The sequence below is a fragment of the Roseateles cavernae genome (genome assembly GCF_040187885.1).
Classification (GTDB): domain Bacteria; phylum Pseudomonadota; class Gammaproteobacteria; order Burkholderiales; family Burkholderiaceae_C; genus Roseateles_E; species Roseateles_E cavernae.
In genome coordinates this window covers 1-25,250 of the sequence record NZ_JBDPLH010000007.1, presented here as the reverse complement: position 1 = coordinate 25,250, position 25,250 = coordinate 1, and the positions used below count along the sequence as shown (strand labels likewise).

Genomic DNA, 25,250 nt, shown 5'->3' with positions numbered 1-25,250 from the left:
CTTTCCCCCTCCGGGTGGCACGCTGCAGATTCTGGTCATGCCCGAGCGCTAGGAAACCTCGAAAACCCGGGCTTTGTGGCCCCAGATCCTCGCCGCCGCCCCGTCCGCCGGGGCGTCGCTGCGGCACAGCCGCCGGATTTGGCGGTGAAATGCGCGCTTAATCCTGGGCTGTCGGCCGGGGGGCAGCCTCTACGATCAAGGCGAACCCGTTCTGCGCCGTCGAATGACGGCTTCTTGCCATGGACATGTCACAGCCCAGTCTCCAGACGCTCGCCGTTCCCGATGCGCACGCCGCCGCCTGGCAGCAGGCGCTGGCGCAGGCCAGCACGGCAGCCATCGGCCTGCCCGAGCTGATGGGCGAGGCGGGCCGCTGGCAGGCGCTGGGTATGGCCGATGCCGCCGCGGCGCTGTACCTGGCCTGGATTGCCGCGTCCGACTCGCCGCTGCGCACGGTCGCCTGCTACAACTGCGGCACCTTGCTGGGCAATCTGCAGCGCCATGCCGAGGCTGAGCAGGTCTACCGCCAGGCGCTGGCGCTGAAGCCGGATTTCGCCCAGGCGCGCCTGAATCTGGGCCACCAGCTCGAACACCTGGGCCGCGTGGCCGAGGCGCTCGCCTCCTGGCAGGAGGTGGCCGAGAGCGTCCATGGCCTGGACAGCATCGGCGGCGACCCGCTGGAGCTGCGCCTGCACGCGATGAACAATCTGGCCCGGCTGCTGGAGCTGCAAAAGCGCTTTGCCGAGTCGCAGTCCTGGATGCGGCGCAGCCTGGCGCTCAAACCCGAGCAGAGCGATGTGATACAGCACTATGTGCACATCCGCCAGAAGCAGTGCGAATGGCCGATCTACCAGCCGGTCGGCGAGGTCACGCACAACCAGCTGCTGTGCAGCACCTCGCTGCTGGCGATGCTGAGCATCAGCGACGACCCGGTGCTGCAGCTGATGACCTCGCAGCGCTTTGTGCTGGAGAAGGTCAATAAATACAAGGGCAAGCCTTATCACCAGCTGCATGCCAGCGGCCCGCGACAGGGCCGGCTGAAGATCGGCTATCTGTCGGGCGATCTGTGCATGCATGCGGTGGGCCTGCTGACTCCCGAGCTGTTTGAGTTGCATGACCGCGAGCGCGTCGAGGTCCATGCCTTCTGCTGGAGCCGCGAGGACGGCTCGGCCCAGCGCCGCCGCATCCTCGGCGCGATGGATCAGGTGCACCGCATCGGCGGCCTCGATGACGAGGCGGCGGCCCGCCTGATCGCCCAGCAGGGCATCGATGTGCTGGTCGATCTGCAGGGCCTGACCAATGGCGCGCGGCCCAACATCCTGAGCCTGCGGCCGGCGCCGGTGCAGGTCAGCTATCTGGGCCTGCCGGCCACCTCGGCGCTGCCCGGGGTGGACTGGATCATCGCCGACCGTTTCGTGATGCCGCCGGACTATCTGAGCTTCTGCACCGAGCGCCCCATCGTGCTCGATCACTGCTACCAGATCAGCGACCGCCAGCGCGAGGTCGGCCCGGTGCCCAGCCGCGCCCAGTACCAGCTGCCCGAGGACGGCTTCGTCTTCTGCTCCTTCAACAACAACCACAAGTTCAACGAAGAGATGTTCGCGGCCTGGATGCGCATCCTGCGGCAGGTGCCGGGCAGCGTGCTGTGGCTGCTGGCCGACAACGAATGGGCCAAGGCGAATATGCTGGCCACGGCGGCCGCGCATGGCGTGGCGGCCGAGCGCCTGATCTTCGCGCCGCGGGTGGCGCCGCCCGAGTATCTGGCCCGCTTCGTGCTGGCCGATCTGGTGCTGGACACCTTTCCCTTCAATGCCGGCACAACCGCCAGCGACTGCCTGTGGATGGGTGCGCCCATCCTGACGCGCTCGGGCCGCAGCTATATCTCGCGCATGGCCGGCAGCCTGCTGACCCATGTGGGATTGCCGGACCTGGTGACCTATTCTCTGCAGGAGTACGAGCAGCGGGCGGTGCAGATCGGCCAGAATCCGGCACGCTCGGCCTCGTACAAGCGCTATCTGAGCGAGCATGGCCGGGCCTCGACGCTGTTCGACATTCCCGGCATGGTGCGCGAGCTGGAAGACAAGTTCGAAGCCCTGGCGCTGCCCAGGCGCCAGCCTGAAGGAACGCGGTGACGAAGCACGACGCCTTCTTTGATGGCGGCAAGAAGCCGTCCGGACCGCCGGGTCTGTACCTGGCGGCGGACGGTTCCGTGCCGCCGCCAGCGGATGAGCGGCGCGACTGGGAAGAGCAGGCCGGCCCCGAGATCGGCGATCCCTTGCTGCATGCGCTGGTCTGGCTGACCCGCCACCATGGCCGGGCCCGCTCGGCCGAGTCGCTGGCGGCCGGCATGCCGGTCGAAGGCGCGCTGGGCCCCGACCAGGCCTTGCGGGTGATGCGCGAGGCCGGCTACAACGCCGGGCTGACGCGCAAGAAGATTGCCGAGATCAACCCCTTGTTGCTGCCGGCCATCTTGCTGCTGAAGGGCGGCGATGCCTGCGTGCTGGTGGCCCGCCATGACAGCGCCGAGGGCGGGCAGGCCGCCTACGATGTGGTCTTTCCCGGCGCCGATGCCAATGTCTGCCGGGCCACGCTGGCCGAGCTGGAGGCCGAGTTCACCGGCTTTGTGCTGCTGGTCACCCTGCCCGAGGCTGCGCAGGCGGCCACGACCCCGGGGCGGGGCGAGCCGCTGCTGCGCGCCGAGGGCAGCCATTGGCTGTGGGGCACGCTCAAACGTTTCATTCCCTATTACCGTGCAGCCATGGTCGCGGCCCTGCTCAGCAATCTGTTGATGCTGGTGTCCGGCATGGTGACCATGGTGATCTATGACAAGGTCATTCCGAACCAGAGCTTTGTGACGCTGTGGACCCTGGCGATCGGCGCGAGCCTGGCCCTGCTGTTCGATCTGTTCGCCAAGCAGCTGCGCTCGCATCTGATCGATATCGCCGGCCGCAAGGCCGATCTGATCATCGGCTCCAAGCTGTTCCGCCAGACCCTGGGCGTGCGCATGGAGCACAAGCCCGAGTCGGCCGGCTCCTATGCCCACACGCTGGCCCAGATCGAGATCGTGCGCGACTTCTTCGCCTCGGCCAGCATGTCGGTGGTCTCGGACCTGCCTTTCATCCTGCTGTTTGTCGCGATGGCCTTCATCGTCGGCGGCCCGCTGGGCTGGGTGCTGGTGATCGCGATACCGATCATCCTGGGCCTGACCTGGGCGATCCAGGGCCAGATGCGGCGCGCGGTGCGCGCCAATATGAGCGAGATGGCCGATCTGCAAGGCACCCTGGTCGAGGCTATCGAGGGCCTGGAGGACCTGAAGACCTCGGGCGCCGAAGGCCGTTTCCTGCGCCGCTACGAGAGCAGCACAGCGATCGCCGCCGAGTCCGGCATGCGCACCCGCAGCCTGCACAGCTGGAGCAACAACCTGTCCTCGACGCTGCAGCAGGCCATCACCGTGGTGATGCTGGTCTGGGGCGTCTATCTGATCGAGGCCGGCACGATCAGCTCCGGCGCACTGATAGGCGCGGTGATGTTTGCCGGCCGGGCGATCGCCCCGCTGGGCAGCGTGGTCAGCCTGGCCGCGCGCTATCAGGGTGCGCGCGCCGCGCTGATCTCGCTGAACCAGTTGATGGCCAAGCCGACCGAGCGCAGCGCCGAGCGCAACTATGTGCCCCTGAACAGCGGCGGCATCAGCGGCAGCCTGGGCCTCAGCGAGGTGGGCTTTGCCTACCCGATGAGTGGCGAGGGCAATGCGCCCAAGGTGCTCAAGGGCGTCAATCTGCGTCTGAAGGCTGGTGAGCGGGTGGCCGTGCTGGGCCGTATCGGCAGCGGCAAGTCCACCGTGCTGCGCCTGCTGGCCGGGCTGTACCAGCCGACCGAGGGCATGGTCGAGGTGGACGGCATCGATCTGCGCCAGATCGACCCGGCCGAGTTCCGCGCCCGGGTCGGTTTCGTGGCCCAGGAGCCGCGGCTGTTCCACGGCACTTTGCGCGACAACGTGCTGATGGGCCGGGCCCATCTGGATGCGGCGCGCCTGGTCGAGGTGGCGCGGCTGACCGGGCTGGATCGCGTGATTGCCGGCCATCCCCTGGGCTGGGATCTGCCGGTCGGCGAGATGGGCGGCCTGCTGTCGGGCGGCCAGCGCCAGCTGGTGGCGCTGGCGCGCAGCCTGGTGACCAAGCCCCAGGTCTTGCTGATGGACGAGCCGACCAGCTCGATGGACGCCCAGTCCGAGGTGGCCTTTCTGCGCCAGCTGCGCGACGCGGCCGGCGAATGCACGCTGGTGGTCGTGACCCACCGGCCGGCGGTGCTGGAGCTGGTGTCGCGCATCGTCGTGATGGACTCCGGCCGCCTGGTGATGGATGGCCCGCGCGATCAGGTGCTGGCGGCGCTGTCGGGTGTGCGCCCGGCCCAGCCGCAAGCCGGCGACGGGGCCAATCTGCATATGCATCCGGCCGCCCAGCCGGTGCAGCGCTCGGCCTCGCTATGACGAGGGTGCCCGCATGACGGTCGTGCGCGACGAAGGCATGTTCATGAGCGCGCTGGCCGCGGCCCAGGCGGACGAGCCGCTGCCGCGGGTCACCTGGGTGCTCTATCTGCTGCTGGCGGCGGTGCTGGTGGCCCTGGTCTGGGCGGCGCTGGCCGAGGTCGATCAGGTCAGCCGCAGCGACGGCCGCATCGTGCCGGACGCGCGCGAGCAGGTGATCGCCAGCGCCGAGGTGGGCATTCTGCGCGAGCTGCTGGTGCGCGAGGGCGACCGGGTCGCGCAGGGCCAGGTGCTGGCGCGGCTGGATCCGACCCGGGTCGAGGCGCAGCAGAACGAGGGTCAGGTCAAGCGTCTGGCCTTGCTGGCAACGATCGCACGGCTCAGCGCCGAATCGGCCGGCCGGCCGCTGCAGTTTCCGCCCGAGCTGAAGAACCAGCAGGGCCTGATCGATGCCGAAACCGAGGCCTTCGAGGCGAGGCGCCGCCTGCTCGACGAGGCGGTGGCCAGCATAGGCCGCAGCGCCGGCCTGCTGGGCCGCGAGCTGCGCATCGCCCGCGATATGTCGGCGCGCGGGCTGATGTCGGATGTCGAGGTGATGCGGCTCTCGCGCCAGGTCAATGAGCTGGAGCTGCAGCGCAGCGAGCGGGTCAGCCGTTTCCGCCAGGAGGCCAGCGGCGAGCTGGTCAAGCTGCGCAACGAGCTGGCCCAGCAGCAGGAGCAGATGGTGGTGCGCCAGGACGCGCTGACCCGCACCGTGCTGACCTCGCCGGTCGATGGCCTGGTCAAGAACATCCGCGCCAACACGCTGGGCGGCGTGATCACCACCGGCTCGCCCATCATGGAGATCGTGCCGCTGACCGAGCGCATCCTGGTCGAGACCCGCATCAAGCCCTCCGAGATCGGCTATCTGCGCGTCGGCCAGAAGGCCACGATCAAGGTCGGGGGCTTTGACTACAACGTGTTCGGCGGCCTGCAGGGCCAGGTCGAGTACATCAGCCCGGATGCCCTGGGCGAGGCCGACAAGGGCAGCGAGGGCCGCTACTACCGTGCCCTGGTGCGGGCCGAGCGCAGCACGCTGCGCTACAAGGGCAAGGCGGTCGAGGTGATCCCCGGCATGACGGCCTCGGTCGAGATCAAGACCGGCGAGCGTTCGGTGCTGAGCTTTCTGCTCAGGCCCATGTTGCGCAGCCAGGAGGCGATGCGCGAGCGCTAGCAGATTAGCGCCGGCAGAGCCCTGTTGTTCGGTCCTTCGCGCACGGCGATCCGTGTTGAAGTACCGCCTATGTTCAGAACCCATTCCGCCCCCCCGCGCCCGGCCCTGCTGATGCTGGCGCTGGCCCTGCTGGCCGGCGAGCCGATGCTGGCCCAGGCGCAGCCCGCCCGTGCGAAAAAGGCCGCGCCGCCGGCCGTCGCACCGGCCGCGCCCGAGCCGCGCCAGCAAAGCCGTTGCGGCGAGGAGGATGCGTTGCCGGCGGCCGCCGGTCGCGACAGCACCAGCTTCGAGATCAGCAGTGCCGATCCGCGCGCCCAGCTGCAGGAGCTGGTGCAGCGCGCCCAGCAGCGCAGCCAGGGCCTCGGCGCGGCCACCTTGCTGGCCCAGGCCGCGCGCGAGGAATGGGAGGAGGCGCGCGCCGCGCGTCTACCCCAGGTCAATCTGGGTGGCACCCTGACCCATAGCGGCACCAAGAGCGAGGGTCTGAAGCTGCAGCACGGCATGCGTGCCAGCGCCAACCTCAATGTCAGCGCCCCGCTCTACGATTCGGGTCGGCTGGTGCAGCTGGCCAACTGGCGCAGCCAGCTGGCCGAGGCCGCCCGGCTGGGCCTGAGCAGCACCGAGCAGCAGCTGGCGCTGCAGACCGTGTCGCTGGCGATGGACCGCAGCCGCTACCAGCTGCAGGCCCAGGTCTACGGCCAGTATGTGCGCAAGATGGCCTGCCTGGTCGATGCGCTGGGCTTCATCGTCCAGGCCGACCGTGGCCGCGCCAGCGAGCTGGTGCAGGCACAGAAGAACCAGCAGCAGGCCGAGCTGGCCCTGGTGCAGACGCTCAGCGCGCTGCGCCAGGTCGAGAGCCGGCTGCGCCGTTTCGTCGGCGATGAGCTGCCGCCCAGCGCCAGCTACTCGGCCCTGCTGACCCAGGTGCCCGAGCTGGCCGAGATGCAGCGCGATGCCGAGCTCTCGCCCGAACTGACCCAGCTCGACGCCCAGGCGCGGGCCCAGAACAGCTATGCCGAGTCGGTGGCGGCCGGCTACAAGCCGCAGGTCAATCTGCTGATGGGCGGCTCGGCCACCGGCGGCGTGGTCAAGAGCGGCGAATGGGCGGCCGGGGTCAGCATCAATATCCCGATCTACAACGCCGGTGCCGACCACGGCATCGCGGCCGCGCGCAAGCGGGCCGAGGCGGTGCGCCTGCAGCGCGAGGACCAGCTGGAGGCGCGGCGCTACCGCATGGTCGATGTGCATGAGGCCGCGGCCTCGTCCTTCGACCGCGCGCGCCGCATCGTCGATGTGCTGCGCAACAGCGACCGCGTGCGGGCCTCGACGCTGCAGCAATGGCAGCAGCTGGGGCGGCGTTCGCTGTTCGATGTGATGGGCGCCGAGGCCGACTACTATTCGCTGCGCGTGGCCCAGGTCAACGCCCTGTTCGATGGCCAGCAGGCCGTGGCGCTGCTCTGGTCCATGGGCCGGGGCGTGCTGACGCCGCTGCGCTGAGGCCTGCGATGCCGCCAACGGCGGCGCGACAACAAAGGATACCCATGACCGCGACGCTATCAGCGCCCGACGATCAATCGATAGCCCGTTTGCTGACGATGATGGAGGGCTCGGCCCGTTTCGCACGCGAGAGCGTGCACCGTGCTGCTGCCGCTTTCGGCCCCGCCTGGGAGGCCGATTTCACGGCGATGCTGAGCCGCTTCTATGCCAGCGAGAGCCGGCTGCAGGACGCGGTCAAGGGCTATGGCGCCTTCGTGATGGACTCGATGCGGCGTCAAAAGCGCTTCGAGCAGGAACTCAGCTATCCGGCCAAGACCTATGCCGAGGCGGCCGCCGAGGTCTATTACAACGACGACTACATGCGTCGCCAGTACCTGCCGGGCCTGCTGCTGTCCCACTATCTGTGGACCCATCACTACCAGCAGATCGAGTACTTCAAGGGCTTCTTCCTGCCCTGGCTGGAGCGCCAGGGCGTGGCCGAGTTCGCCGAGGTCGGTGTCGGCACCGGCATTTACTCGCGCCTGGCCCTGCAGGCCTTGCCGGCGCTGCGGGGCACCGGTCTGGACATCAGCCCGCTGTCGCTGGAGTTCACCGCCGAGCATGTGGCCAGCTTCGGTTTTGCCCCGCGCTACCAGACTCGGCGCCAGAACATCCTGGAGCCGGGCGAGGGCGGGGAGCCGCTGCCGCGCTTCCGGGCCGTGATCTGCGTCGAGGTGCTGGAGCATCTGGAAGACCCGGTGGCGTTGCTGCGCGGCCTGCGCGAGCTGTGCACGGCCGATGGCAAGCTCTTCGTCACCGCCGCGCTGAATGCGGCACATGCCGATCACATCTATCTGTACAGCCGCCCCGAGGAGGTGCTGGCCCAGGTCGAGGCCGCCGGCCTGCATCTGGAACACAGCTTTTTCGCCAACGCCTATGCGCCGGCCAAGCCGGGGCTGCCGGTGCCCGGCGCGCTGGCCATGGTCCTGAGTCCCAAGGCCTGAGCGATGCCGCAGATCACTCTTCAGGGCGAGTTTGTCGATCTGGTGCCGCTGACGGTCGAGCATGCGGCGCTGAGCTGGGGCTGGCGCCAGAGCGAGCGCGCGGCGCTGCTGAACCGCGGCGCGGCCAGCATCGAGCAGCAGGCGGCCTGGATCGCCGGCCGGCCGACCTCGGAATACAACTTCATCATCCAGCTCAAGAACGGCCGTCCGGTCGGCATGGTCTCGGTCACCGGCATCGACAGCCAGCACGGGCATTGCGAGCCGGGCCGTTTCCTGATCGGCGAGGAAGAGGCGGTGCGCGGCATCCCGGCCGCCGTCGAGGCGATGAAACTGGTCTATGAACTGGTGTTCGATCGCCTGGGACTGCAGCGCATCTTCGGTACCATCGCGTCCGACAACACGCTGATGATCAAATGGCAGAAATTCCTCGGCATGAAGGAGGAAGGGCGGCTGCGCCGCCACTACTTCATCAATAGCCACCACCAGGACGCGGTGATATTCGGCATGCTGGCTGAGGAGTACCGGCAGACGGCCTTGCCCCGCATGACGGCGCTGATCAAGGCGGGCCGTCCAAGCCATTGAACAAGACAACACTGGAGAAACCATGACTAGCCCCCAAGAAAGCGCCGTGCTGGAAGCCATTTACCAGGCCTTGCGCACCCTCAACGAGGAGCGCGACCCGGCCGAGCAGATCGCGATCGGCCCCGACACCTGCTTGTTCGGCGAGGGCTCGGTGCTGGACTCGCTGTCCCTGGTCTCGGTCATCGTCGATCTGGAGACCTCGGTGTCCGACCAGTTCGGCCGCGCGATCAGCCTGACCGACGACAAGGCGATGAGCCGCGATCCGGTGCCCTTCACCGATGTCAGCGCGCTGAAGACCTATATCCTCGAACTGCTGGCCTGATATGAACCAGGCTTACGCCGGCCGCATCGTGCTGATCACCGGCGCCCGTCGGGGCGTCGGCCGTTTGCTGGCCGCGCATTTCCTGGCCCAGGGCGCGCAGGTGATCGGCTTCAGCCGGCACGAGGACGAGGGCGAGGACCTGCCGGCGCATGGCGGCCGCTATGCGGGCATCGCGGTCGATGTCGGCAATGCCGACTCGGTGGCCCAGGGCTTCGAGCAGCTGCGCAAGCGCTTCGGCCGGGTCGATATCGTGATCAACAATGCGGCGCAGCTGACCTCGCAGTACGCGATGATCATGCCGGCCGCCGCAGCCAAGAGCATGCTGGATACCAATGTGCTGGGCAGCTTCCTGGTCGCACGCGAGGCCGCCAAGCTGATGCGCAAGAACAAATGGGGCCGCATCATCAATATCGGCTCGATGGCGGCCAGCCTGGAGCCGATGGGCGACTCGGTCTACGCGGCCAGCAAGGCGGCCGTTGCGACCCTGGCCCATGTGATGGCCAAGGAGTTCGCCGCCTTCAACGTCACCTGCAACACGCTGGGCATCACCGCGATCGCCACCGATATGCTGGCCCAGCTGCCCAAGGACAAGATCGACGCGGTGATCGCCGGCCTGCCGCTGCCGCGCTATGCCGAGGCCGACGACATCTTCAATGTGGTGGACTTCTTCGCCTCCGAGCGCAGCGGCTATATCAGCGCACAGACCCTCTATCTCGGCGGAGTCCACTGAGATGAGCGGCGCTGCGGCCAAGCCTGCGGTCGAACTCTTGCTGGACGGCGCGCTGCGCCGCATCACCAACAGCGATCTGCACTCCAACACCTATCTGCTGGCCGACGCGAGCGGGCAGGGCGGCTGTGTGGTGGTCGACCCCGGCCTGGACCGCGAGCGCATCGAGGCCGCGATTGCCGAGAGCGGCTGGATACCGGCCGCCGTGCTCTGCACCCACGGCCACTTCGACCATATCGGCGGCGCCGCCTGGCTGCAGCAGCGCTACGGCATTGCCGTGCACCTGCGCCGCGCCGATCTGAAGCTGGCCAAGCTGGCCAATTTCATGATGGCGGCCTTCAAGCTCAAGCACCGCATCGCGCTGCCCGAGTTCAGCCTGATCGATGACGAGGCTGCCGAGCTGCAGGCCGCCGGCCGCCAGTTCCGCTTCCACCCGCTGCCGGGCCACACGCCGGGCAGCGCCGGCATCCTGAGCGAGGCGCTGCTGTTCTCCGGCGACTCGCTCTATGCGCGCCGCACCGCCTTGTCCAAGCTGCCCGGCGAGGACCACGAGCAGCTGCGCGCCTCGCTGAAGGGACTGTTCGCCTGGATAGACGGCGGCGTGCTGGTGCTGCCGGGCCATGGCGGCAGCGCGACCATTGCCGAGATCCAGGCCGGCAACACCGAGCTGCGCGCCTTCATGTCGGCGGCCCAGCCCGCCTGAACAACAACAATATGACCGTGCTGAACCCCCTCAATCCCCATCTGCCCGCCGTCGCCATCCTCGGCGTCGGCCACCACCTGCCGGCCCAGTTCGAGGACAACGAGAGCCTGTGCCGCAGCCTCGATGTGACGCCCGAGTGGATCGTCGAGAAGACCGGCATCGAGCGCCGCTACATCGCCGCGCCCGAGGACACGGCCTGGGGCTATGCGCTGGCCGCCGCACGCCAGGCACTGGCGATGGCCGGCATCGCGCCCGAACAGCTGGGCCTGATCGTCTGCTGCACCTTCTCGGGCGACTACCAGTTTCCGCCGCTGTCGGCCAAGGTGGCCCAGCAGCTGGGCGCGGCCAGGGCCCAGACCTTCGATCTGCAGGCCAATTGCTCGGGCTTCGTCGCCGGGCTGACCACGGCCTCGGACCGCATGCGGGTCGATCCCGAGGTGGGCCATGCGCTGGTGATCGGCGTGGAGCTGTGCAGCCGCTATATCGATCGCCGCGACGCCAATACCGCGATCTATCTGAGCGACGGCGCCGGCGCCGCCGTGCTGGGCCCGGCCGAGGCGGGGCAGGGCATCCAGGCCTCGGCCTTCCATACCGACCCGTCCAATTACGAGGCGGTGCGGCTGCGCGGCGGCGGCGCCTCCTTCGCCAACAACGGCCGGCCCTTCGATGCCGCGGTCGATCTGATGGAGATGAACGGCATCGCCACCTGGAAGCAGGCCATCACCCATCTGCCGCCGACCATCAAGCGCGCCTGCGCCAAGTCCGGCGTCGATGTGAAGGCGCTGGACTTCATGGTTTTTCACCAGGCCAATCTGCGCCTGATCGAGTACCTGGTGCGCAAGCTGGGCCTGGGCATGGACAAGACCTATACCAATGTGGCCCAGATCGGCAACAGCGGCTCGGCCTCGCTGGCAATCGCGCTGTCCGAGGCGCAGCGCGCCGGCCATCTGAAGGCCGGCGATCTGGTCGCGCTGGCCGGGGTCGGCGCCGGTTTCAATTTCGCCGCCAGTGTCTGGCGCTGGACGCTGGGAGCGCCGCAATGACGACCGCCGTGTTTGCCGACTTCGAGTCGGTCAAGGAAGGTGACAGCCAGTCGCTCAGCAAGACCATCACCGAGGCCGACATCCGCCGCTTCGTCGAGCTGACCGGTGACGACAACCCGCTGCATGTGGACCCGGATTACGCCAGCGAGACCTCGTTCAAGGAGATCGTGGTCCACGGCATGCTGGGCGCCTCCTTCATCTCGACCGTGATCGGCACCAAGCTGCCGGGCCCGGGCGCGCTGTGGGTCTCGCAGGCGATGGACTTCAAGCTGCCGGTGCGCCTGGGCGACACGCTGACCGTCAGCTGCACCGTGCTGAAGATCCACCCCCGCGAGCGCCTGCTGGAGCTGGACACCCGCATCGTCAACCAGCATGGCCAGCTGGTGCTCAGCGGCGGCGGCAAGGTCAAGCTGCTGGAGCCTCCCAAGCCCAAGCCCAGCACGCCCGCAGCGCGGCTTCAGGTAGCCATCGTCACCGGCGGCGCCGGCGGCATCGGCCGGGTGATCTGCGAGAAGCTGGCGGCCCAGGGCTTTGCCGTGGTCGTCAACTATCTGAGCAGCCGCGACAAGGCCGAGGCCCTGGTCGCGCGGCTGAAAGAAGGCGGCGCGCGCGCGGTCGCGGTGCAGGCCGATGTGGCCAGCGCCGCGGGCGCGGCGCGGCTGGTGCAGGAGGCTAGCGCCCGTTTCGGCGGCGTCAGCCTGCTGGTCAATGCGGCCTCGCCCCGCATCGTCGCGCGCAGCATCGACGAGCTGGGCTGGGACGAGGTGCAGCAGCACCTGGACGGCCAGCTCAAGAGCGCGCTGCTGATGATCCAGGCCTGCAAGCCGGCGATGCAGGCGGCCGGAGGCGGCCGCATCGTCTCGCTGGGCTCGCAGTCCTGGGACGGCGTGCCGGTGGCCGGCTGGACCGCCTACGCGATCGCCAAGGGCGCGCTGTCCACCCTGACCCGTTATCTGGCGGCCGAGCTTGGTCCGCTGGGCATCACGGTCAATCTGGTCTCGCCGGGCATGACCAACACCGGCTTCATCGCCGGCGTGTCCGAGAAGCAGCAGCTGATGGCCGCACGCCAGACCCCGCTGCGCCGCCTCGCCGAGCCCGAGGACACGGCCGGCGCGGTCGCCTTTCTGGCCTCGGACGAGGCCGCCTACATCACCGGCCAGAACCTGCGGGTCAATGGCGGGGGATCGATGGCATGGTGACGGGCCTGCTGACGGTGCCCAGCGAGCAGGCCGCGCTGGCCACGCTGGCCCGGCCCGACGCGAGCCTGGCCGAGCTGATGCAGGCGCTGCAGCAGCTGGACCGCAGCGAGGCGGGCTTCAGGCCGCTGAGCCTGGGCATCGCCGCCAATATCACGGTGGACCTGCTGTCCACCCAGCTGCGCCGCCAGGCCTATCTGGCCGGTGTGCGGCTGGCGGTGGCCAAGGGCAGCTATGACGATCTGGTTGGCGATGCCCAGGCCCATGCGGCGGCCGGCGTCGATCTGCTCGTGATCCTGCCTTTTTTCGACAATCTGCAGCCGGGCTGGGAAGGCCGTCTGGCCGGGCTGGACGGCGCCGAGATCGAGGCCACCCAGGCCGACTACCTGAGCCGGCTGGAGCTGGCGCTGCAGGCGGCCCGCGGCGTCGGCCAGGTGCTGCTGCTGGGCGCGCATCTGTGGAACCCCGAGGTCGCGGCCGACAGCCCGCAGCAGCAGGCACTGCAGGCCTTCAACAGCGGCCTGGCGGCCGCCGCCGCGCGCCATCCCCAGCTGCGCTTGATCGAGACCACCGGTCTGCTGGCCCGCCATGGCGCCGAGCAGGCCTTCGACGCGCGCTTCTACTACCGCGCCAAGTCGCCCTACACAGCCGGCTTCCTGGGGCGGCTGGCCCGCCAGGCCAGCCTGGCCACACGCGGCTTCGGCAGCGCCTTCCACAAGGTGCTGGTGCTGGACTGCGACAACACCTTGTGGGGCGGCATCCTCGGCGAGGACGGGCTGGACGGCATCAAGCTGGATCGCCACAGCTTCCCCGGCAATGTCTACTGGACCGTGCAGCAGCAGCTGCGCGCGCTGGAGGCCCAGGGCGTGCTGCTGTGCCTGGCCAGCAAGAACAATGCGGCCGATGTCGACGAGGTGCTGGCCCGGCACCCGGACATGGTGCTGGGTGACGCGCAGCTGGTGGCCAAGAAGGTCAACTGGGACGACAAGCCCAGCAATCTGCGCGCGCTGGCGCGTGAGCTGAATCTGGGGCTGGAGAGCTTTGTCTTCGTCGACGACTCGGCCTTCGAGATCGAGGCGGTGCGCGAGCAGCTGCCCCAGGTGCGGGTGTTCCAGGTGCCGGTCAAGGCCTTGCAGGACTATCCGGCCCTGCTGCGCGATCAGATCGCGCCGCTGTTCACGGCCGGCGGCGTCAGCGCCGAGAGCCGCCACAAGACCGGCCAGTACAAGGCCCTGGCCCAGGCCGCCGAGGCCCGGGCCGGCTTTGCCAGCCAGCAAGACTATCTGCGCTCGCTGGGCCTGAAGCTGCGGCTGCAACGCAATGCGAGCGCGCAAGTGCCGCGGATCACCGAGCTGATGGCCAAGTCCAACCAGTTCAATCTGACGACGCGGCGGCTGCAGGCCGGCGATGTGGCGGCGCTGATGGCGCGCAGCCCGGCCGCCTGTGTCTATTCCTTCTCGGTCAGCGACCGGCTGGCCGATCATGGGCTGACCGGGGTGCTGATCTGCGAGGACCAGGGCGAGGATGCGGTGGCGGTGCACAGCTTTCTGATGAGCTGCCGGGTGATAGGCCGGGGCGTCGAGTTCGCCGTCTGGCGGGCTGTCGTCGCCGATGCGCTGGCGCGCGGTAAGCGCCTGCTCAGGGCGTTTTATCTGCCCACCGCGAAGAACGCCCAGGTGGCAGACTTCTTTGATCGGCTTGGTTTGCACCGGGTCGACATGACCGACGAGATGATTGACGAGACGGGCGAGGGTGCCCGTGCCTATGAATCCGCGCTCGAGGGCCTTGTGCTGGCCGAGAGCGCCTGGGTGGAGTTGCAAGAAGATGACGACGAGCAAGCTTGATCACGCGCTGCTGAAACAGGTGATGGCCACGGTGCTGGAGGTTGATGCCGCCAGCCTCGACGAGGCTTCCAGCATGGACAATGTGCCGGGCTGGGATTCGCTGAAGCAGATGAATCTGGTGCTGGCGCTGGAGGAGAGCTTTGGCGTGGCCATTCCCGACGAGGATGCCGCCAATGCCACCTCCTATGCACTGATCGCGCTGGTGCTGCAAGAGCAGCTGGCGGCCTGAGCGAGCCCGGCGATGGACTGGCTGCTTGAACGTTTTGCCCAGGCCGATCCGGCGCTGCCGGCCTTTGTGCACCAGGACCGCGCCACCGGCTACGGCCAGGTGTCGAGCAAGATCAGCGGCTTTGCCGCCGAGTTGACCGCGCGCGGTGTCGCCCCCGGTCACACCGTCGTGGTGCTGGCCGACTACGCGCCCGATGTGTTCTGCATGATTCTGGCGCTGGCCTCGCTGCGCGCCATCGTCGTGCCGATGACGCGGGGCTCGGTGATCGAGGAGGGCGAGGCGCTGGCGATCAGCGGCTGCGACCACGCGATCGAGTTCGCACCCGACGGCCTGAGCTGGACCCTGACAGCCCATGCGGTGCCGGTGGCCAATGCGATGCTCGACGAGTTCCGCGCCAGCGGCAAGCCCGGCCTGGTGCTGTTTTCCTCGGGCTCGACCGGCAAGCCCAAAGGCATGCTGCACGACTTCGAGCGGGTGATGGACAAGTTCCGCACGGCGCGCGCGCCGGTGGTCGCCATCCCTTTTCTGATGCTGGACCATTTCGGCGGCATCAACACGATTCTGGCCATCACCGCCAGCCTGGGCACCGTGGTGACGGCCGAGAACCGCGCGATCGCGACGATTTGCGAGGCCATCCAACGCCACAAGGTCGAGCTGCTGCCGACCACGCCGTCCTTTCTGACCCTGCTGGCTGCTACCGACCTGGCCCAGCGCTACGACCTGAGCTCGCTCAAGCGCATCACCTATGGCACCGAGACGATGCCGCAGGCCACGCTGGACCGCATCCGTGCCCGCTTCCCCGGCGTCGAGCTGCAGCAGACCTATGGCCTGTCCGAGGTCGGCGTGCTGCGCTCGCAGTCGCGGCCCGATGGCTCGCTGTGGGTGCGCATCGGCGGTGCTGGCTTCGAGACCCAGGTGCGCGAGGGCATTCTGTGGATACGCTCGAACTACCGCATGGTCGGCTATCTGAACGCACCGTCGGGCTTCGACGAGCAGGGCTGGTTCAACACCCAGGACCGGGTCGAGGTCGACGGCGACTATTTCCGCATCCTCGGCCGCGTCACCGACCTGATCAATGTCGGCGGCCAGAAGGTCTATCCGGCCGAGGTCGAGGATGTGATCCTGGCCCTGCCGAATATCGATGATGTGGTCGTGCTCGGCGAGAAGCATGCGCTGCTGGGCCAGATCGTCGTCGCCAAGGTGGTGGTGCACGAGGCCGAGGCGGCCGACGTGCTGCGCCTGCGCGTGCGCAAGGCCTGCCTGGCGAAGCTGGCGGCCTACAAGGTGCCGGCCAAGGTGGAGCTGCTGGACCGCGAGATCTACTCGGCGCGTTTCAAGAAGATGCGGCGCTGAAGCGGGCTTTTTCCGAGGCGGCATCGCCGCGTCCCGGGCCACAATCGGCGCCAACGCACCAAGGGACGCAAAACATGTCGATTGATCGCTGCCAGATGCTGGATCTGCCCAAGATCCATGATCCGCGCGGGAACCTGACCTTTATCGAAGGCGGGGACCATGTGCCCTTCGATATCCAGCGGGTCTACTACCTCTATGACGTGCCCGGCGGCTCCGAGCGCGGCGGCCACGCGCACAAGGAGCTGCACCAGTTCATCGTCGCGATGTCGGGCAGCTTCGATGTGGTGCTGGACGACGGCAAGGAGAAGAAGCGCGTCCATCTGAACCGCTCCTACAACGGCCTCTATGTCTGCCCGATGATCTGGCGCGAGCTGGACAACTTCTCTTCGGGCGCGGTCTGCATGGTGCTGGCCTCGAACAAGTACAGCGAGGACGACTACTACCGCGACTACGCCGAGTTCATGCGCGCGCGCTGGAGCAAGTGATGGCGGGGGCGATTCCTTTTCTGGACCTCAAGCGCATCAACGCGGCTCACGAGCCGGGCATACGCGCCGGCATAGACCGGGTGCTGAACTCGGGCTGGTATGTGCTGGGCGAGGAGGTCGCGGCCTTCGAGCGCGAGTTTGCCGACTACTGCGAGGCCAAGCACTGCATCGGCGTCGCCGACGGGCTGGACGCGCTGCATCTGCTGCTGCGCGCCTATGGCATCGGCCCGGGCGACGAGGTCATCGTGCCGTCCAACACCTTTATCGCGACCTGGCTGGCGGTCAGCCAGGCGGGGGCGCGGCCGGTGCCGGTCGAGCCCGATCATCGCACCCACAATCTGGACCCGCGCCTGATCAAGGCCGCGATCACGCCGCGCACCCGCGCCATCATGCCGGTCCATCTCTACGGCCAGCCGGCCGAGATGGACGCCATCATGGCGATCGCCGCCGAGCACGGGCTCAAGGTCATCGAGGACGCGGCCCAGGCCCATGGCGCGCGCTATCGCGGCCGCCGCACCGGCAGCCTCGGCGATGCGGCCGGCTTCAGCTTCTACCCGGGCAAGAACCTCGGCGCGCTGGGCGATGGCGGCGCGATCACCACCGATGATGAGGCGCTGGCGGCCAAGCTGCGCATGCTGCGCAACTACGGCTCCAGCATCAAATACAAGCATGAGATGGCCGGCGTCAACTCGCGACTCGACGAGATCCAGGCGGCGGTGCTGCGCGCCAAGCTGCCGGCGCTGGACGAAGAGAACGCCGCGCGCCGCCGCGTCGCGGCCCTGTATCTGCAGGCGCTGGACGGCTTGCCGCTGCAACTGCCCCAGGTGGCGGACGGTGCCGAGCCGGTCTGGCATCTGATGGTGGTGGCCACGCCGCGCCGCGCCGCGCTGCAGGCGGCGCTGACGGCCGCGCAGATCGGCCATCTGGTGCACTACCCGACCGCCTGCCACCAGCAGCAGGCCTATGCCGATCAGGCCTGGCCGGCGCTGCCGATGGCCGAGCGCCTGCAGCACGAGGTGCTGAGCCTGCCGATCGCGCCCTATATGACGGCCGAGGAGGTCGGTCGCGTGGCTGCCGTGATCCGCGCCGTGCTGGGCTGAGCCGCCATGCAGATCACCACCCTGGTGCCGGCCTACAAGCCCAAATATCTGATCGAGCTGCTGACCGCACTGCGCCACCAGACCGTCAAGCCGGCCCGCGTCATCATCTCCGACGACAGCCCCGACCAGGCTTTCGTCGCGGCGCTGAGCGCCGAGCCGCTGAAAAGCCTGGTGGCCGATCTGGCCATCGAGGTCGTCGCCGGGCCGCGCAGCGGCGCCTACGACAACTTCCGTCACCTGCTGTGGCTGTTCCGCCAGCGACCCACCGAGCTGTTCCATCTGCTGCTGGACGATGACATTCCCTACCCGAGCTTCTACGAGCGCCATCTGCTGGCCCATAGCAGCGGCCAGGTCAATGTCGCGGTAAGCCGGCGCTGGACCGCCACCGAAAGCGGCCAGCCGATCCGCGATCTGCCGGTGCCCGAGGCGGTGGCCAGCTTTCCGCAGCGCCTGCTGGAGCTGCGTGCCGAGCTGCTGTTCCAGCACACGGCCGGGCGCAGCGGCAACTGGCTGGGCGAGTTCTCGAACGCGACCTTCCGCGCCGCGATGGCCGAGCCGCTGGACGACCCCAGCCTGGACGGCATCTGCTTCACCGGCCTGGAGGATCTGGGCGCCTTTCTGAAGGCCAGTGTGGACAAGCCGCTGGCCTTTATCAACGAGCATCTGGGCTTCTTCCGCACCAGCGCGGCGCAGCATTCGGCCAACCCGATGGGGCGGCCGCTGAAGCTGGCCCACCTGGCCTATCTGGCGCTGACACTGTCCGGGCGCCGCCTGGGCCTCTTGAGCGCCGAGGCGGCGGCCCAGAACATCGCCGGCCTGGCCCCGCTGATCGCGCATCGCTATGGCGCCCAGGAGGATCTGGTCGCGCTCGGCGCGGTGCTGCCGGCGCTGGGCCGCGGCGAGCCCGGGGCGGAGGCGGAGTTCCTGTCGCTGTGGCAGGTCTACAGCGGCGCGGCGGCGCGGCGTGCGCTGCCGCTGGTGGCCTGAGGCCCTCGGATGATGAGCGAAGAAGAGCAGCTGTCCGAGTTTCTGGCCGCCGAGCGCGCGCTGGCCGAGGCCAATCACCAGCGCCTGGCCGCTCTGTATGACCGGCCCTTCGGCGCGCTGTCGGCCGACCAGGTGGCGATCACCGGGGTTGATGGCTGGCAGTTCATCGCCAATGGCAATAACAGCTGGGAGCAGCAATATCTGGGCGAGCTGCGCCTGAGCGAAGGCGGGCTGGCCGAATGGCGCCAGGTGTTCGAGCGCCGTCTCGCGGCCAGCGCGGCCATAGGCGCGCGCTTCGCGCACCTGGTCGTCCCCGAGAAGCAGTCCATCATCCCCGAGGCCCGCTGGCCCGCCGGCTCGGCCCAGGTGCGCGGCGAGCGGCCGGTGCAGCAGCTGCTGCAGGCCATGCCGGCCGGTGCCCTGGTCTATCCGCTGGAGCGGCTGCGCGCCGAATCCTGGCGGGCCGAGCTGGTGTTTCGCGGCAACAGCCATTGGGCCCTCAGCGGCGCCTGGTTCGGCTTTGCCGCGCTGATGGCCTCGGTCTGGCCCGAGCGGCATTTCGATGTCCGGCTGCTGCCGCTGATGCGCAGCTGGTGGCGTCATGACCTGCTGCTGAAGTACACGGCCGAGCCCTGCTATGAGAGCGTGCTCAGCATCGCCCGGCGCGCGCCGCCGGTCTATGACAACCGCCTGATGGCCACCACCGGTGCCCATGTCGGCAACCACTATGTGCTGCAGAACCCGGCCGCGCCCTACCAGGAAGCGGTCGTGATCTTCGGCGACAGCTATGCCTTCGACATCGGTTTCTCGGACCTGCTGGCGAGCTTCTTCGGCCAGGTGCACTTTGTCTGGAACACGATGATCGATTTCCGCTACTGCAAGAGCGTCGGCGCCCGTCTGGTGCTGGTGGAAAGTGCCGAGCGTTATCTGGTGCGGGCCCACCCGATGGACTTGCTGCCTGATTGAGAACCCCATGAAGATCTGCCTGGTCCAGTACAACCCCTTCCACCCCAAGGTGGGCATTCTCGACGCCTATAACGAGGTGGTGGAGTCCTATCACTGGGGCTTTGCCGCACTCGGCCACGAGGTGCAGCGCCGCATCAACCACTTCGATCCCGAGGCGCTGAACATCGTGTTCGGCTTCCAGATCCCGCTGCAGCTGGGCCTGATCGACAGCTTTCCGAGCGGCACCATCTTCTTCAATATGGAGCGCTATGCGGACAAGGATCTGCGTGGCACCGGCGCCCAGTATGTGGCCGACCGTTTCCAGATCTGGGACTACAGCCAGAGCAATGTCGCGAGCTGGAATGCGATCCAGCCGCGCTTCCCGGCCTACCACGCGCTGACCGCCTATGCGCCAAACCTGGAGAAGGTGCCGCAGGGCGTGGCCCAGGACATCGACGTGCTGTACTACGGCAATATCACCGCCGACCGCATGGAGGCGCTGCACAAGGTCTCGGGCCTGCGTCGCGATCTGAGCGGGCTGTCGGTGATGACGCTGTGCAATGTTTGGGGCAAGCAGCGCGACGAGTTCATCGCCCGTGCCAAGGTGGTGGTGAACTTCTCGCGCGGCACTATCTTCGAGATCGTGCGCGTCTCCTATCTACTGGCCAATCGCAAGGCGGTGGTCTGCGACTACAGCGAGGAACTGGAGATCGAGGACGATCTGCGCCAGGACGACGCGCTGCAGTTCGTCAAGACCGAGCAGCTGCAGGCCGCCTGCGAGGCCCTGGTGGCCGACGATGCGGCCCGCGAGCGCTACGCGCTGCAGGGCTATGAGCTGATGCGCCGGCGCGATATCCGCACGGTGATCCAGCGCTTCTTCGACAAGCACCCGGCCTAGGCCGCACACCCCCTCCCGACCCAACCCGCCGCGCCGCGGGTTTTTTTGCGTCCGCAGCCCACCATGGAAAAAGGCCCGGATGCCTGGGTCGGCATCCGGGCCCTTGGGGGGGCGCCTGGCCTTTAGATCAGCGGCGGCAGGCGGTTCAGGTCGTCCTCATCGCTGGGCTTGAGCCTCAGCAGCGCGGCATCCGGACCGCTGGTCTGCGGCGGTGTCACCACGGCGCTCGGCAGGGCGCCCAGCAGATTGGCCTCGGGCTGGGCCAGCAGGTCGCTGAGCTGCGGCGGCTGATCCTTGGCGAACCAGACATCGGCCATCGCGTGGCTGGCGCCATCGGTGGTGGTGTAGCTGGACACCAGACCCAGCAGATTGCCGTTGTCGATCTCGGTGCCGGTGCTGGCCTTCAGATCCAGGGAGCCGATGCCCATATCGACCAGGCCGCGCAGCTCGTTGACATCGGTCTTGCCGTCGCTATTGCCGTCCACCCAGACCTTGAGCTTGTAGAACTCGGCATCGTTGGCATCCAGCTTGTGGTCGCCATTGCTGTCGAGATCCAGCATCGCCGCGAAGCCGTTGCCCGCGCGCTGACCGCTGCTCAAGGTGGTGCCGGTGCCGAACAGCTCGCTGCCGTCATTGATCTGGCCGTCGCCATTCCTGTCCATCGCCAGCAGGCCGTCCTGCTTGCCCGCCCAACCCCAGCGCTGGGCATTGCCCGTGCCGTTCATGTCGAAGCTGACGCCCTCGCTGGCCGCCAGGGTCTGGACACCGTTGCCGTCCAGATCCAGCACGATGGGCGTGGCCAGGAAGAGCGCATCGATCTGACCGGAGTCCATCGCGCTCATCTGCTCGGAGGTGAAGGCCGAGACCTGGTCCATGGTCATGCTGGCCAGATCCCGGGTTTCGAAGCCCTGGATCTGCTCGGTGGCGAAGGACACGATCTGCGCGGTGCTCAGCCCGTCGATCTGGCCGGTGCTCAGTGCCGTGATGTCCTCGGTGGCCAGGGCACGGATGTGCTCGGTCTCCAGTGCCCCGACCTGCACGGAGCTCAGGCTGGCGAGCTGGGCGGTGCTCATCGCGACGATGTCGGCCGTTTCCAGCGCCGTGACCTGGATCGTGCTCAGACCCGCCACCTGCTGGGTGCTCAGCGCGGCGACCTGCTCGGTGCTCAGGGCCTCGATATGCTCGGTCGACAGGCTGCGCAGGGCCGCCGTGCTCAGTGCACGCAGCTCCTCGGTCGCGATCGCCTGCAGATCCACCGTCTCTATGCCCTGGACCTGGGCGCTGCTGATGGCCGCCCACTGCGCACTGCCCAAGGCTTCGATCTGGCCGCTGCTCAGCGCGCTGAAGTCCGCCGAGTCCAGGGCACGCAGATTGGCCGTGCTGATGGCCGCGATGTCCTCGCTGTCCAGCGCCGCAATCTGGTGGGTACCCATGGCGCCGAGCTGAGACGAGGTCAGCGCCGTGACCTGGCTGCTGCTCAGCGCTGCCACATCCTCGGTGGCCAGCGAGGCGACCTGGGCCGTGCTCAGTGCGCCGAGCTGCAGATTGCTCAGCTGAGTCATCTGCTCGGTGCTCAGCGCGCCGAGCTGCTCGGTGCTGAGGGCTCGCAGGCTGAAGATATTGATCGCACGCAGATCCTGCGATTCAAGCGCCAGGACTTGCGCGGTGGCCAGGCCCTGGATCTGCACCGAGGTCAGCGCCGCGAAGTGCTGGGTGCCCAGCGCGTTCAGATCCTCGGTCGCCAGGGTGTTGATCTGGGCCGAGCTCAGCGCGCTGGCCTGGGCCACGCTGAGTGCCGCGACCTGCTCGGAGCTCAGCGCCTCGATCCGGTCGGTGGCGAGCGCACGCAGGGTGGCCGTGCCGAGGGCGCCGATGTCGGCGGTCTCGATCGCGACGATCTGCTGCGTGGTCAGGCCCGATGCCTGGGCCGAGCTCAGCGCACCGATCTGGTTGCTGCTCAGCGCGACGATCTGCTCCGAGCTCAGCACCGACAGCTGGCCGGTGGTCAGCGCCCGGATGCTGGCCGAGCTGATGGCCTGCAGATCCGCAGTTTCCAGCGACGAGACCTGCAAGGTCGACAGGCTGGCCAGCTGCACCGACGAGAGGCCGGCGAACTGGTCGGTGCGGAAGGCGTTCAGATCCTCGGTGGTCAGACCGCTGATCTGGGCCGTGCCCAGGCCAGCGATCTGGGCGCCGGTCAGTGCGCCGATCTGGGCCGAGCTGAAGGCTTCGAACTGCGCCGTCGTCAGGCCGCGCAGCGCCGCCGAGGTGATGGACGACACATCGGCCGTCTGCATCGCCTCGATCTGGGCCGTGCCCATGCCGGCGATCTGGCCCGAGCTCAGCGCGGCGACCTGCTGGGTCAGCAAGGCCTCGATGTTCTCGGTCGACAGGGCGCCGATCTGGGCCGAGCTCAGCGCCCGCACCTGTTCGGTCTTCAGGGCCTGCAGATCCTCGCTGGTCAGCGTGGCCATCTGGGCGGTGGTGAGCCCGCCGAGCTGGCCGGTGCTCAGCGCACGCACCTGGTCACTGCTCAGTCCGGCCAGATCCTCGCTGCTCAGATTGGCCAGCTGGGTGGTCGACAAGGCGGCCACCTGTGCGGTCTGCAGCACCGAGATCTCTGCCGAGCCCAGGCTGTCGAGCTGTGCAGTCGACAGCGCGCGGACGGCGGCGGTCGACAGCGCTCGCAGGTCTTCGGACTCCATCGCCAGCAACTGGTCGGTGTTCAGGCCGGCGACCTGGGCCGAGCCCAGGGCCGCGACCTGCTGGGTCTGCAGATCCTCGATGTTCTCGGTCGACAGGGCCGCCAGCTGAGCCGAGCTCAGCGCGCGGATCTGTTCGGTCTTCAGCGCTTGCAGGTCCTCGCTGGTGATGGTGGCCAGCTGGGCCGTGCTCAGGCTGACGATCTGACCGGTGCTCAGTGCGCGCAGCTGATCGCTGCTCAGCGCGGCCAGGTCCTCGCTGCTCATGCTGCTCAGCTGGGTGGTCGACAAGGCCGCCACCTGACCGGTGGCCAGTGCGCCGATCTGCTCGGAGGCCAGGCTGTCGAGCTGGGCGGTCGACAGGGCGCGCAGCGCGGCCGTGTTCATCGCACGCAGGTCGGCCGACTCCATGGCCGCGAGCTGGTCGGTTTCAAGACCGCCGACCTGGGCGGAACCCAGGGCCGCGACCTGCTGGCTTTGCAGCGCGGCGATGTTTTCGCTGCTCAGCGCGCCGAGCTGGGTCGAGCCCAGGGCACGAATCTGCTCGGTCTTCAGCGCCTGCAAGTCCTCGCTGGTGATCGTGGCCAGCTGAGCCGTCGAGAGCCCGGCAATCTGTCCGGTGCCCAAGGCACGCACCTGGTCGCTGGTCAGCGCGGCGAGATCCTCGCTGCTCATATTGGCCAGCTGGGTGGTCGACAGGGCGGCAACCTGGGCCGTGGCCAGTGCGCCGATCTGTTCGGAGGCCAGGCTGTCGAGCTGGGCGGTGGACAGGGCACGCAGCGCGGCCGTGTTCATCGCACGCAGATCGGCCGACTCCATCGCCGCCAGTTGGTCGGTCTCCAGACCGCCGACCTGGGCCGAGCCCAGAGCCGCGACCTGTTGGGTCTGCATCGCAACGATGCTTTCGGTGCTCAGCGCACCGAGCTGGGCCGAGCCCAGGGCGCGGATCTGCTCGGTCTTGAAGGCCTGCAGATCGTCGCTGGCAATGGTGGAGACCTGGGCGGTGCTCAGGCCGCCGATCTGGGCCGTGGTCAGTGCGCGGACCTGGTCGCTGGTGAAGGCGGCGAAGTCGTCGCTGCTCAGGTTCGCCAGCTGGGTGGTGGACAGCGCGGCTACCTGTGCTGTTGCCAGACCGGCCAGCTGATCGGTGCTCAGGCCGTCGATCTGCGCGGTCGACAGGGCGCGCAGCGCGGCCGTGTTCATCGCACGCAGGTCGGCCGATTCCATGGCCGCGAGCTGGTCGGTTTCAAGACCGCCGACCTGGGCGGAACCCAGGGCCGCAACCTGCTGGCTTTGCAGCGCGACGATGTTCTCCGAGGAGAGGGCGCCGAGCTGGGCCGAGCCCAGCGCGCGGACCTGTTCGGTCTTGAAGGCCTGCAGATCTTCGCTGGTGATGTTCGCCATCTGGCCCGTCGTGAGCCCGGCGATCTGAGCGGTGCTCAGCGCACGGATCTGGTCGCTGGTCAGCGCGCTCAGGTCATCGCTGCTGAGGTTGCCCAGCTGCGGCGCCGAGCTCAGTGCGGCGATCTGCTGGGTGGACAGCGCGGCGATCTGCTCCGAACTCAGTCCGTCGATCTGGGCGGTGCTCAGGGCGCGCAGCGCGGCCGTGCTCAGCGCGCGCAGATCGGCCGATTCCATCGCGGCCAGTTGTTCCGTCTCCAAGCCGCCGACCTGGGCCGAGCCCAGGGCCGCGACCTGCTGGGTCTGCAGCGCCACGATGTTCTCCGAGGAGAGGGCGCCGAGCTGGGCCGAGCCCAGCGCGCGGATCTGCTCGGTCTTCAGCGCTTGCAGATCCTCGCTGGTGATCGTGGCCAGCTGGACCGTGCTCAGGCCGCCGAGCTGGCCGGTGGTCAGTGCACGCACCTGATCGCTGGTCAGCGCGGCGAGATCCTCGCTGCTCAGATTGGCCAGCTGGGTGGTGGACAGGGCGGCCACTTGGGCCGTGGCCAGGCCGGCCAGCT

20 protein-coding genes are annotated in these 25,250 nt (G+C 68.2%); 19 read left to right on the top strand and 1 reads right to left on the bottom strand.

Going from position 1 to position 25,250, the window contains the following annotated elements; all coding sequences use genetic code 11:
• Positions 1 to 239: 239 nt before the first annotated feature.
• The 19 genes from ABGI63_RS17890 to ABGI63_RS17800 all read left to right on the top strand — a co-directional run bounded on the left by ABGI63_RS17890 (position 240) and on the right by ABGI63_RS17800 (position 20,587).
• A complete protein-coding gene (locus ABGI63_RS17890; protein WP_349743732.1) occupies positions 240 to 2,129 on the top strand; it encodes an O-linked N-acetylglucosamine transferase, SPINDLY family protein in 1,890 nt (629 codons plus the stop codon).
• Positions 2,126 to 4,483, top strand: a complete 2,358-nt coding sequence (locus ABGI63_RS17885; protein WP_349743731.1) for a type I secretion system permease/ATPase — start codon at positions 2,126 to 2,128, stop codon at positions 4,481 to 4,483. The genes ABGI63_RS17890 and ABGI63_RS17885 overlap by 4 nt, the downstream gene beginning before the upstream one ends.
• Positions 4,484 to 4,496: 13 nt before the next feature.
• Entirely contained in the window at positions 4,497 to 5,693 is a 1,197-nt protein-coding gene (locus ABGI63_RS17880) for an HlyD family type I secretion periplasmic adaptor subunit (RefSeq protein ID WP_349743730.1), read from the top strand.
• 69 nt (positions 5,694 to 5,762) lie between these two features.
• Positions 5,763 to 7,190: a TolC family protein gene (locus ABGI63_RS17875; RefSeq protein WP_349743729.1), complete on the top strand. Its 1,428-nt coding sequence runs from the start codon at positions 5,763 to 5,765 to the stop codon at positions 7,188 to 7,190.
• Positions 7,191 to 7,234: 44 nt separating this feature from the next.
• The gene (locus tag ABGI63_RS17870) at positions 7,235 to 8,173 is read left to right on the top strand and encodes a class I SAM-dependent methyltransferase (RefSeq protein WP_349743728.1); all 939 of its coding nucleotides are present in this window, start codon (positions 7,235 to 7,237) and stop codon (positions 8,171 to 8,173) included.
• 3 nt (positions 8,174 to 8,176) lie between these two features.
• The gene (locus tag ABGI63_RS17865; RefSeq protein ID WP_349743727.1) at positions 8,177 to 8,755 is read left to right on the top strand and encodes a GNAT family N-acetyltransferase; all 579 of its coding nucleotides are present in this window, start codon (positions 8,177 to 8,179) and stop codon (positions 8,753 to 8,755) included.
• Between the two features lie 22 nt (positions 8,756 to 8,777).
• Positions 8,778 to 9,077, top strand: coding sequence for a hypothetical protein (locus ABGI63_RS17860; protein WP_349743726.1), 300 nt, complete (start codon positions 8,778 to 8,780; stop codon positions 9,075 to 9,077).
• A gap of 1 nt (position 9,078) precedes the next feature.
• Positions 9,079 to 9,807 carry an SDR family NAD(P)-dependent oxidoreductase gene (locus ABGI63_RS17855; RefSeq protein ID WP_349743725.1) on the top strand — a complete coding sequence of 243 codons (729 nt, stop codon included), beginning with the start codon at positions 9,079 to 9,081 and terminating at the stop codon, positions 9,805 to 9,807.
• 1 nt (position 9,808) lies between these two features.
• On the top strand, positions 9,809 to 10,507 hold the full coding sequence (locus tag ABGI63_RS17850) for an MBL fold metallo-hydrolase (protein WP_349743724.1): 699 nt from the start codon (positions 9,809 to 9,811) through the stop codon (positions 10,505 to 10,507).
• 17 nt (positions 10,508 to 10,524) lie between these two features.
• The gene (locus tag ABGI63_RS17845; protein WP_349743723.1) at positions 10,525 to 11,550 is read left to right on the top strand and encodes a 3-oxoacyl-ACP synthase III family protein; all 1,026 of its coding nucleotides are present in this window, start codon (positions 10,525 to 10,527) and stop codon (positions 11,548 to 11,550) included.
• Positions 11,547 to 12,749: an SDR family oxidoreductase gene (locus tag ABGI63_RS17840; protein WP_349743722.1), complete on the top strand. Its 1,203-nt coding sequence runs from the start codon at positions 11,547 to 11,549 to the stop codon at positions 12,747 to 12,749. Before ABGI63_RS17845 ends, ABGI63_RS17840 begins: the two co-directional genes overlap by 4 nt.
• Entirely contained in the window at positions 12,743 to 14,590 is a 1,848-nt protein-coding gene (locus ABGI63_RS17835; RefSeq protein ID WP_349743721.1) for an HAD-IIIC family phosphatase, read from the top strand. Before ABGI63_RS17840 ends, ABGI63_RS17835 begins: the two co-directional genes overlap by 7 nt.
• Positions 14,571 to 14,819 carry an acyl carrier protein gene (locus tag ABGI63_RS17830; protein ID WP_137940618.1) on the top strand — a complete coding sequence of 83 codons (249 nt, stop codon included), beginning with the start codon at positions 14,571 to 14,573 and terminating at the stop codon, positions 14,817 to 14,819. Before ABGI63_RS17835 ends, ABGI63_RS17830 begins: the two co-directional genes overlap by 20 nt.
• Positions 14,820 to 14,831: 12 nt before the next feature.
• Complete coding sequence (locus ABGI63_RS17825) at positions 14,832 to 16,172, top strand: class I adenylate-forming enzyme family protein (RefSeq protein ID WP_349743719.1); 1,341 nt, start codon at positions 14,832 to 14,834, stop codon at positions 16,170 to 16,172.
• A 74-nt stretch (positions 16,173 to 16,246) separates the two neighbouring features.
• Positions 16,247 to 16,657 carry a sugar 3,4-ketoisomerase gene (locus tag ABGI63_RS17820; protein ID WP_137940616.1) on the top strand — a complete coding sequence of 137 codons (411 nt, stop codon included), beginning with the start codon at positions 16,247 to 16,249 and terminating at the stop codon, positions 16,655 to 16,657.
• Positions 16,657 to 17,757, top strand: a complete 1,101-nt coding sequence (locus tag ABGI63_RS17815; RefSeq protein WP_349743718.1) for a DegT/DnrJ/EryC1/StrS family aminotransferase — start codon at positions 16,657 to 16,659, stop codon at positions 17,755 to 17,757. Before ABGI63_RS17820 ends, ABGI63_RS17815 begins: the two co-directional genes overlap by 1 nt.
• 6 nt (positions 17,758 to 17,763) lie before the next feature.
• Positions 17,764 to 18,744 (top strand): glycosyltransferase family A protein, encoded by a 981-nt coding sequence (locus ABGI63_RS17810; RefSeq protein WP_349743717.1) that lies wholly within the window; start codon positions 17,764 to 17,766, stop codon positions 18,742 to 18,744.
• Between the two features lie 12 nt (positions 18,745 to 18,756).
• Entirely contained in the window at positions 18,757 to 19,710 is a 954-nt protein-coding gene (locus ABGI63_RS17805) for an alginate O-acetyltransferase AlgX-related protein (protein WP_349743715.1), read from the top strand.
• Between the two features lie 7 nt (positions 19,711 to 19,717).
• A complete protein-coding gene (locus ABGI63_RS17800) occupies positions 19,718 to 20,587 on the top strand; it encodes a CgeB family protein (protein WP_349743713.1) in 870 nt (289 codons plus the stop codon).
• 122 nt (positions 20,588 to 20,709) lie between these two features.
• On the opposite strand, the gene ABGI63_RS17795 is transcribed toward ABGI63_RS17800, so the two are convergent.
• Positions 20,710 to 25,250 (bottom strand): SPM autocatalytic domain-containing protein (locus ABGI63_RS17795; protein ID WP_490424230.1); only part of this gene is annotated, 4,541 nt, incomplete at its 5' end.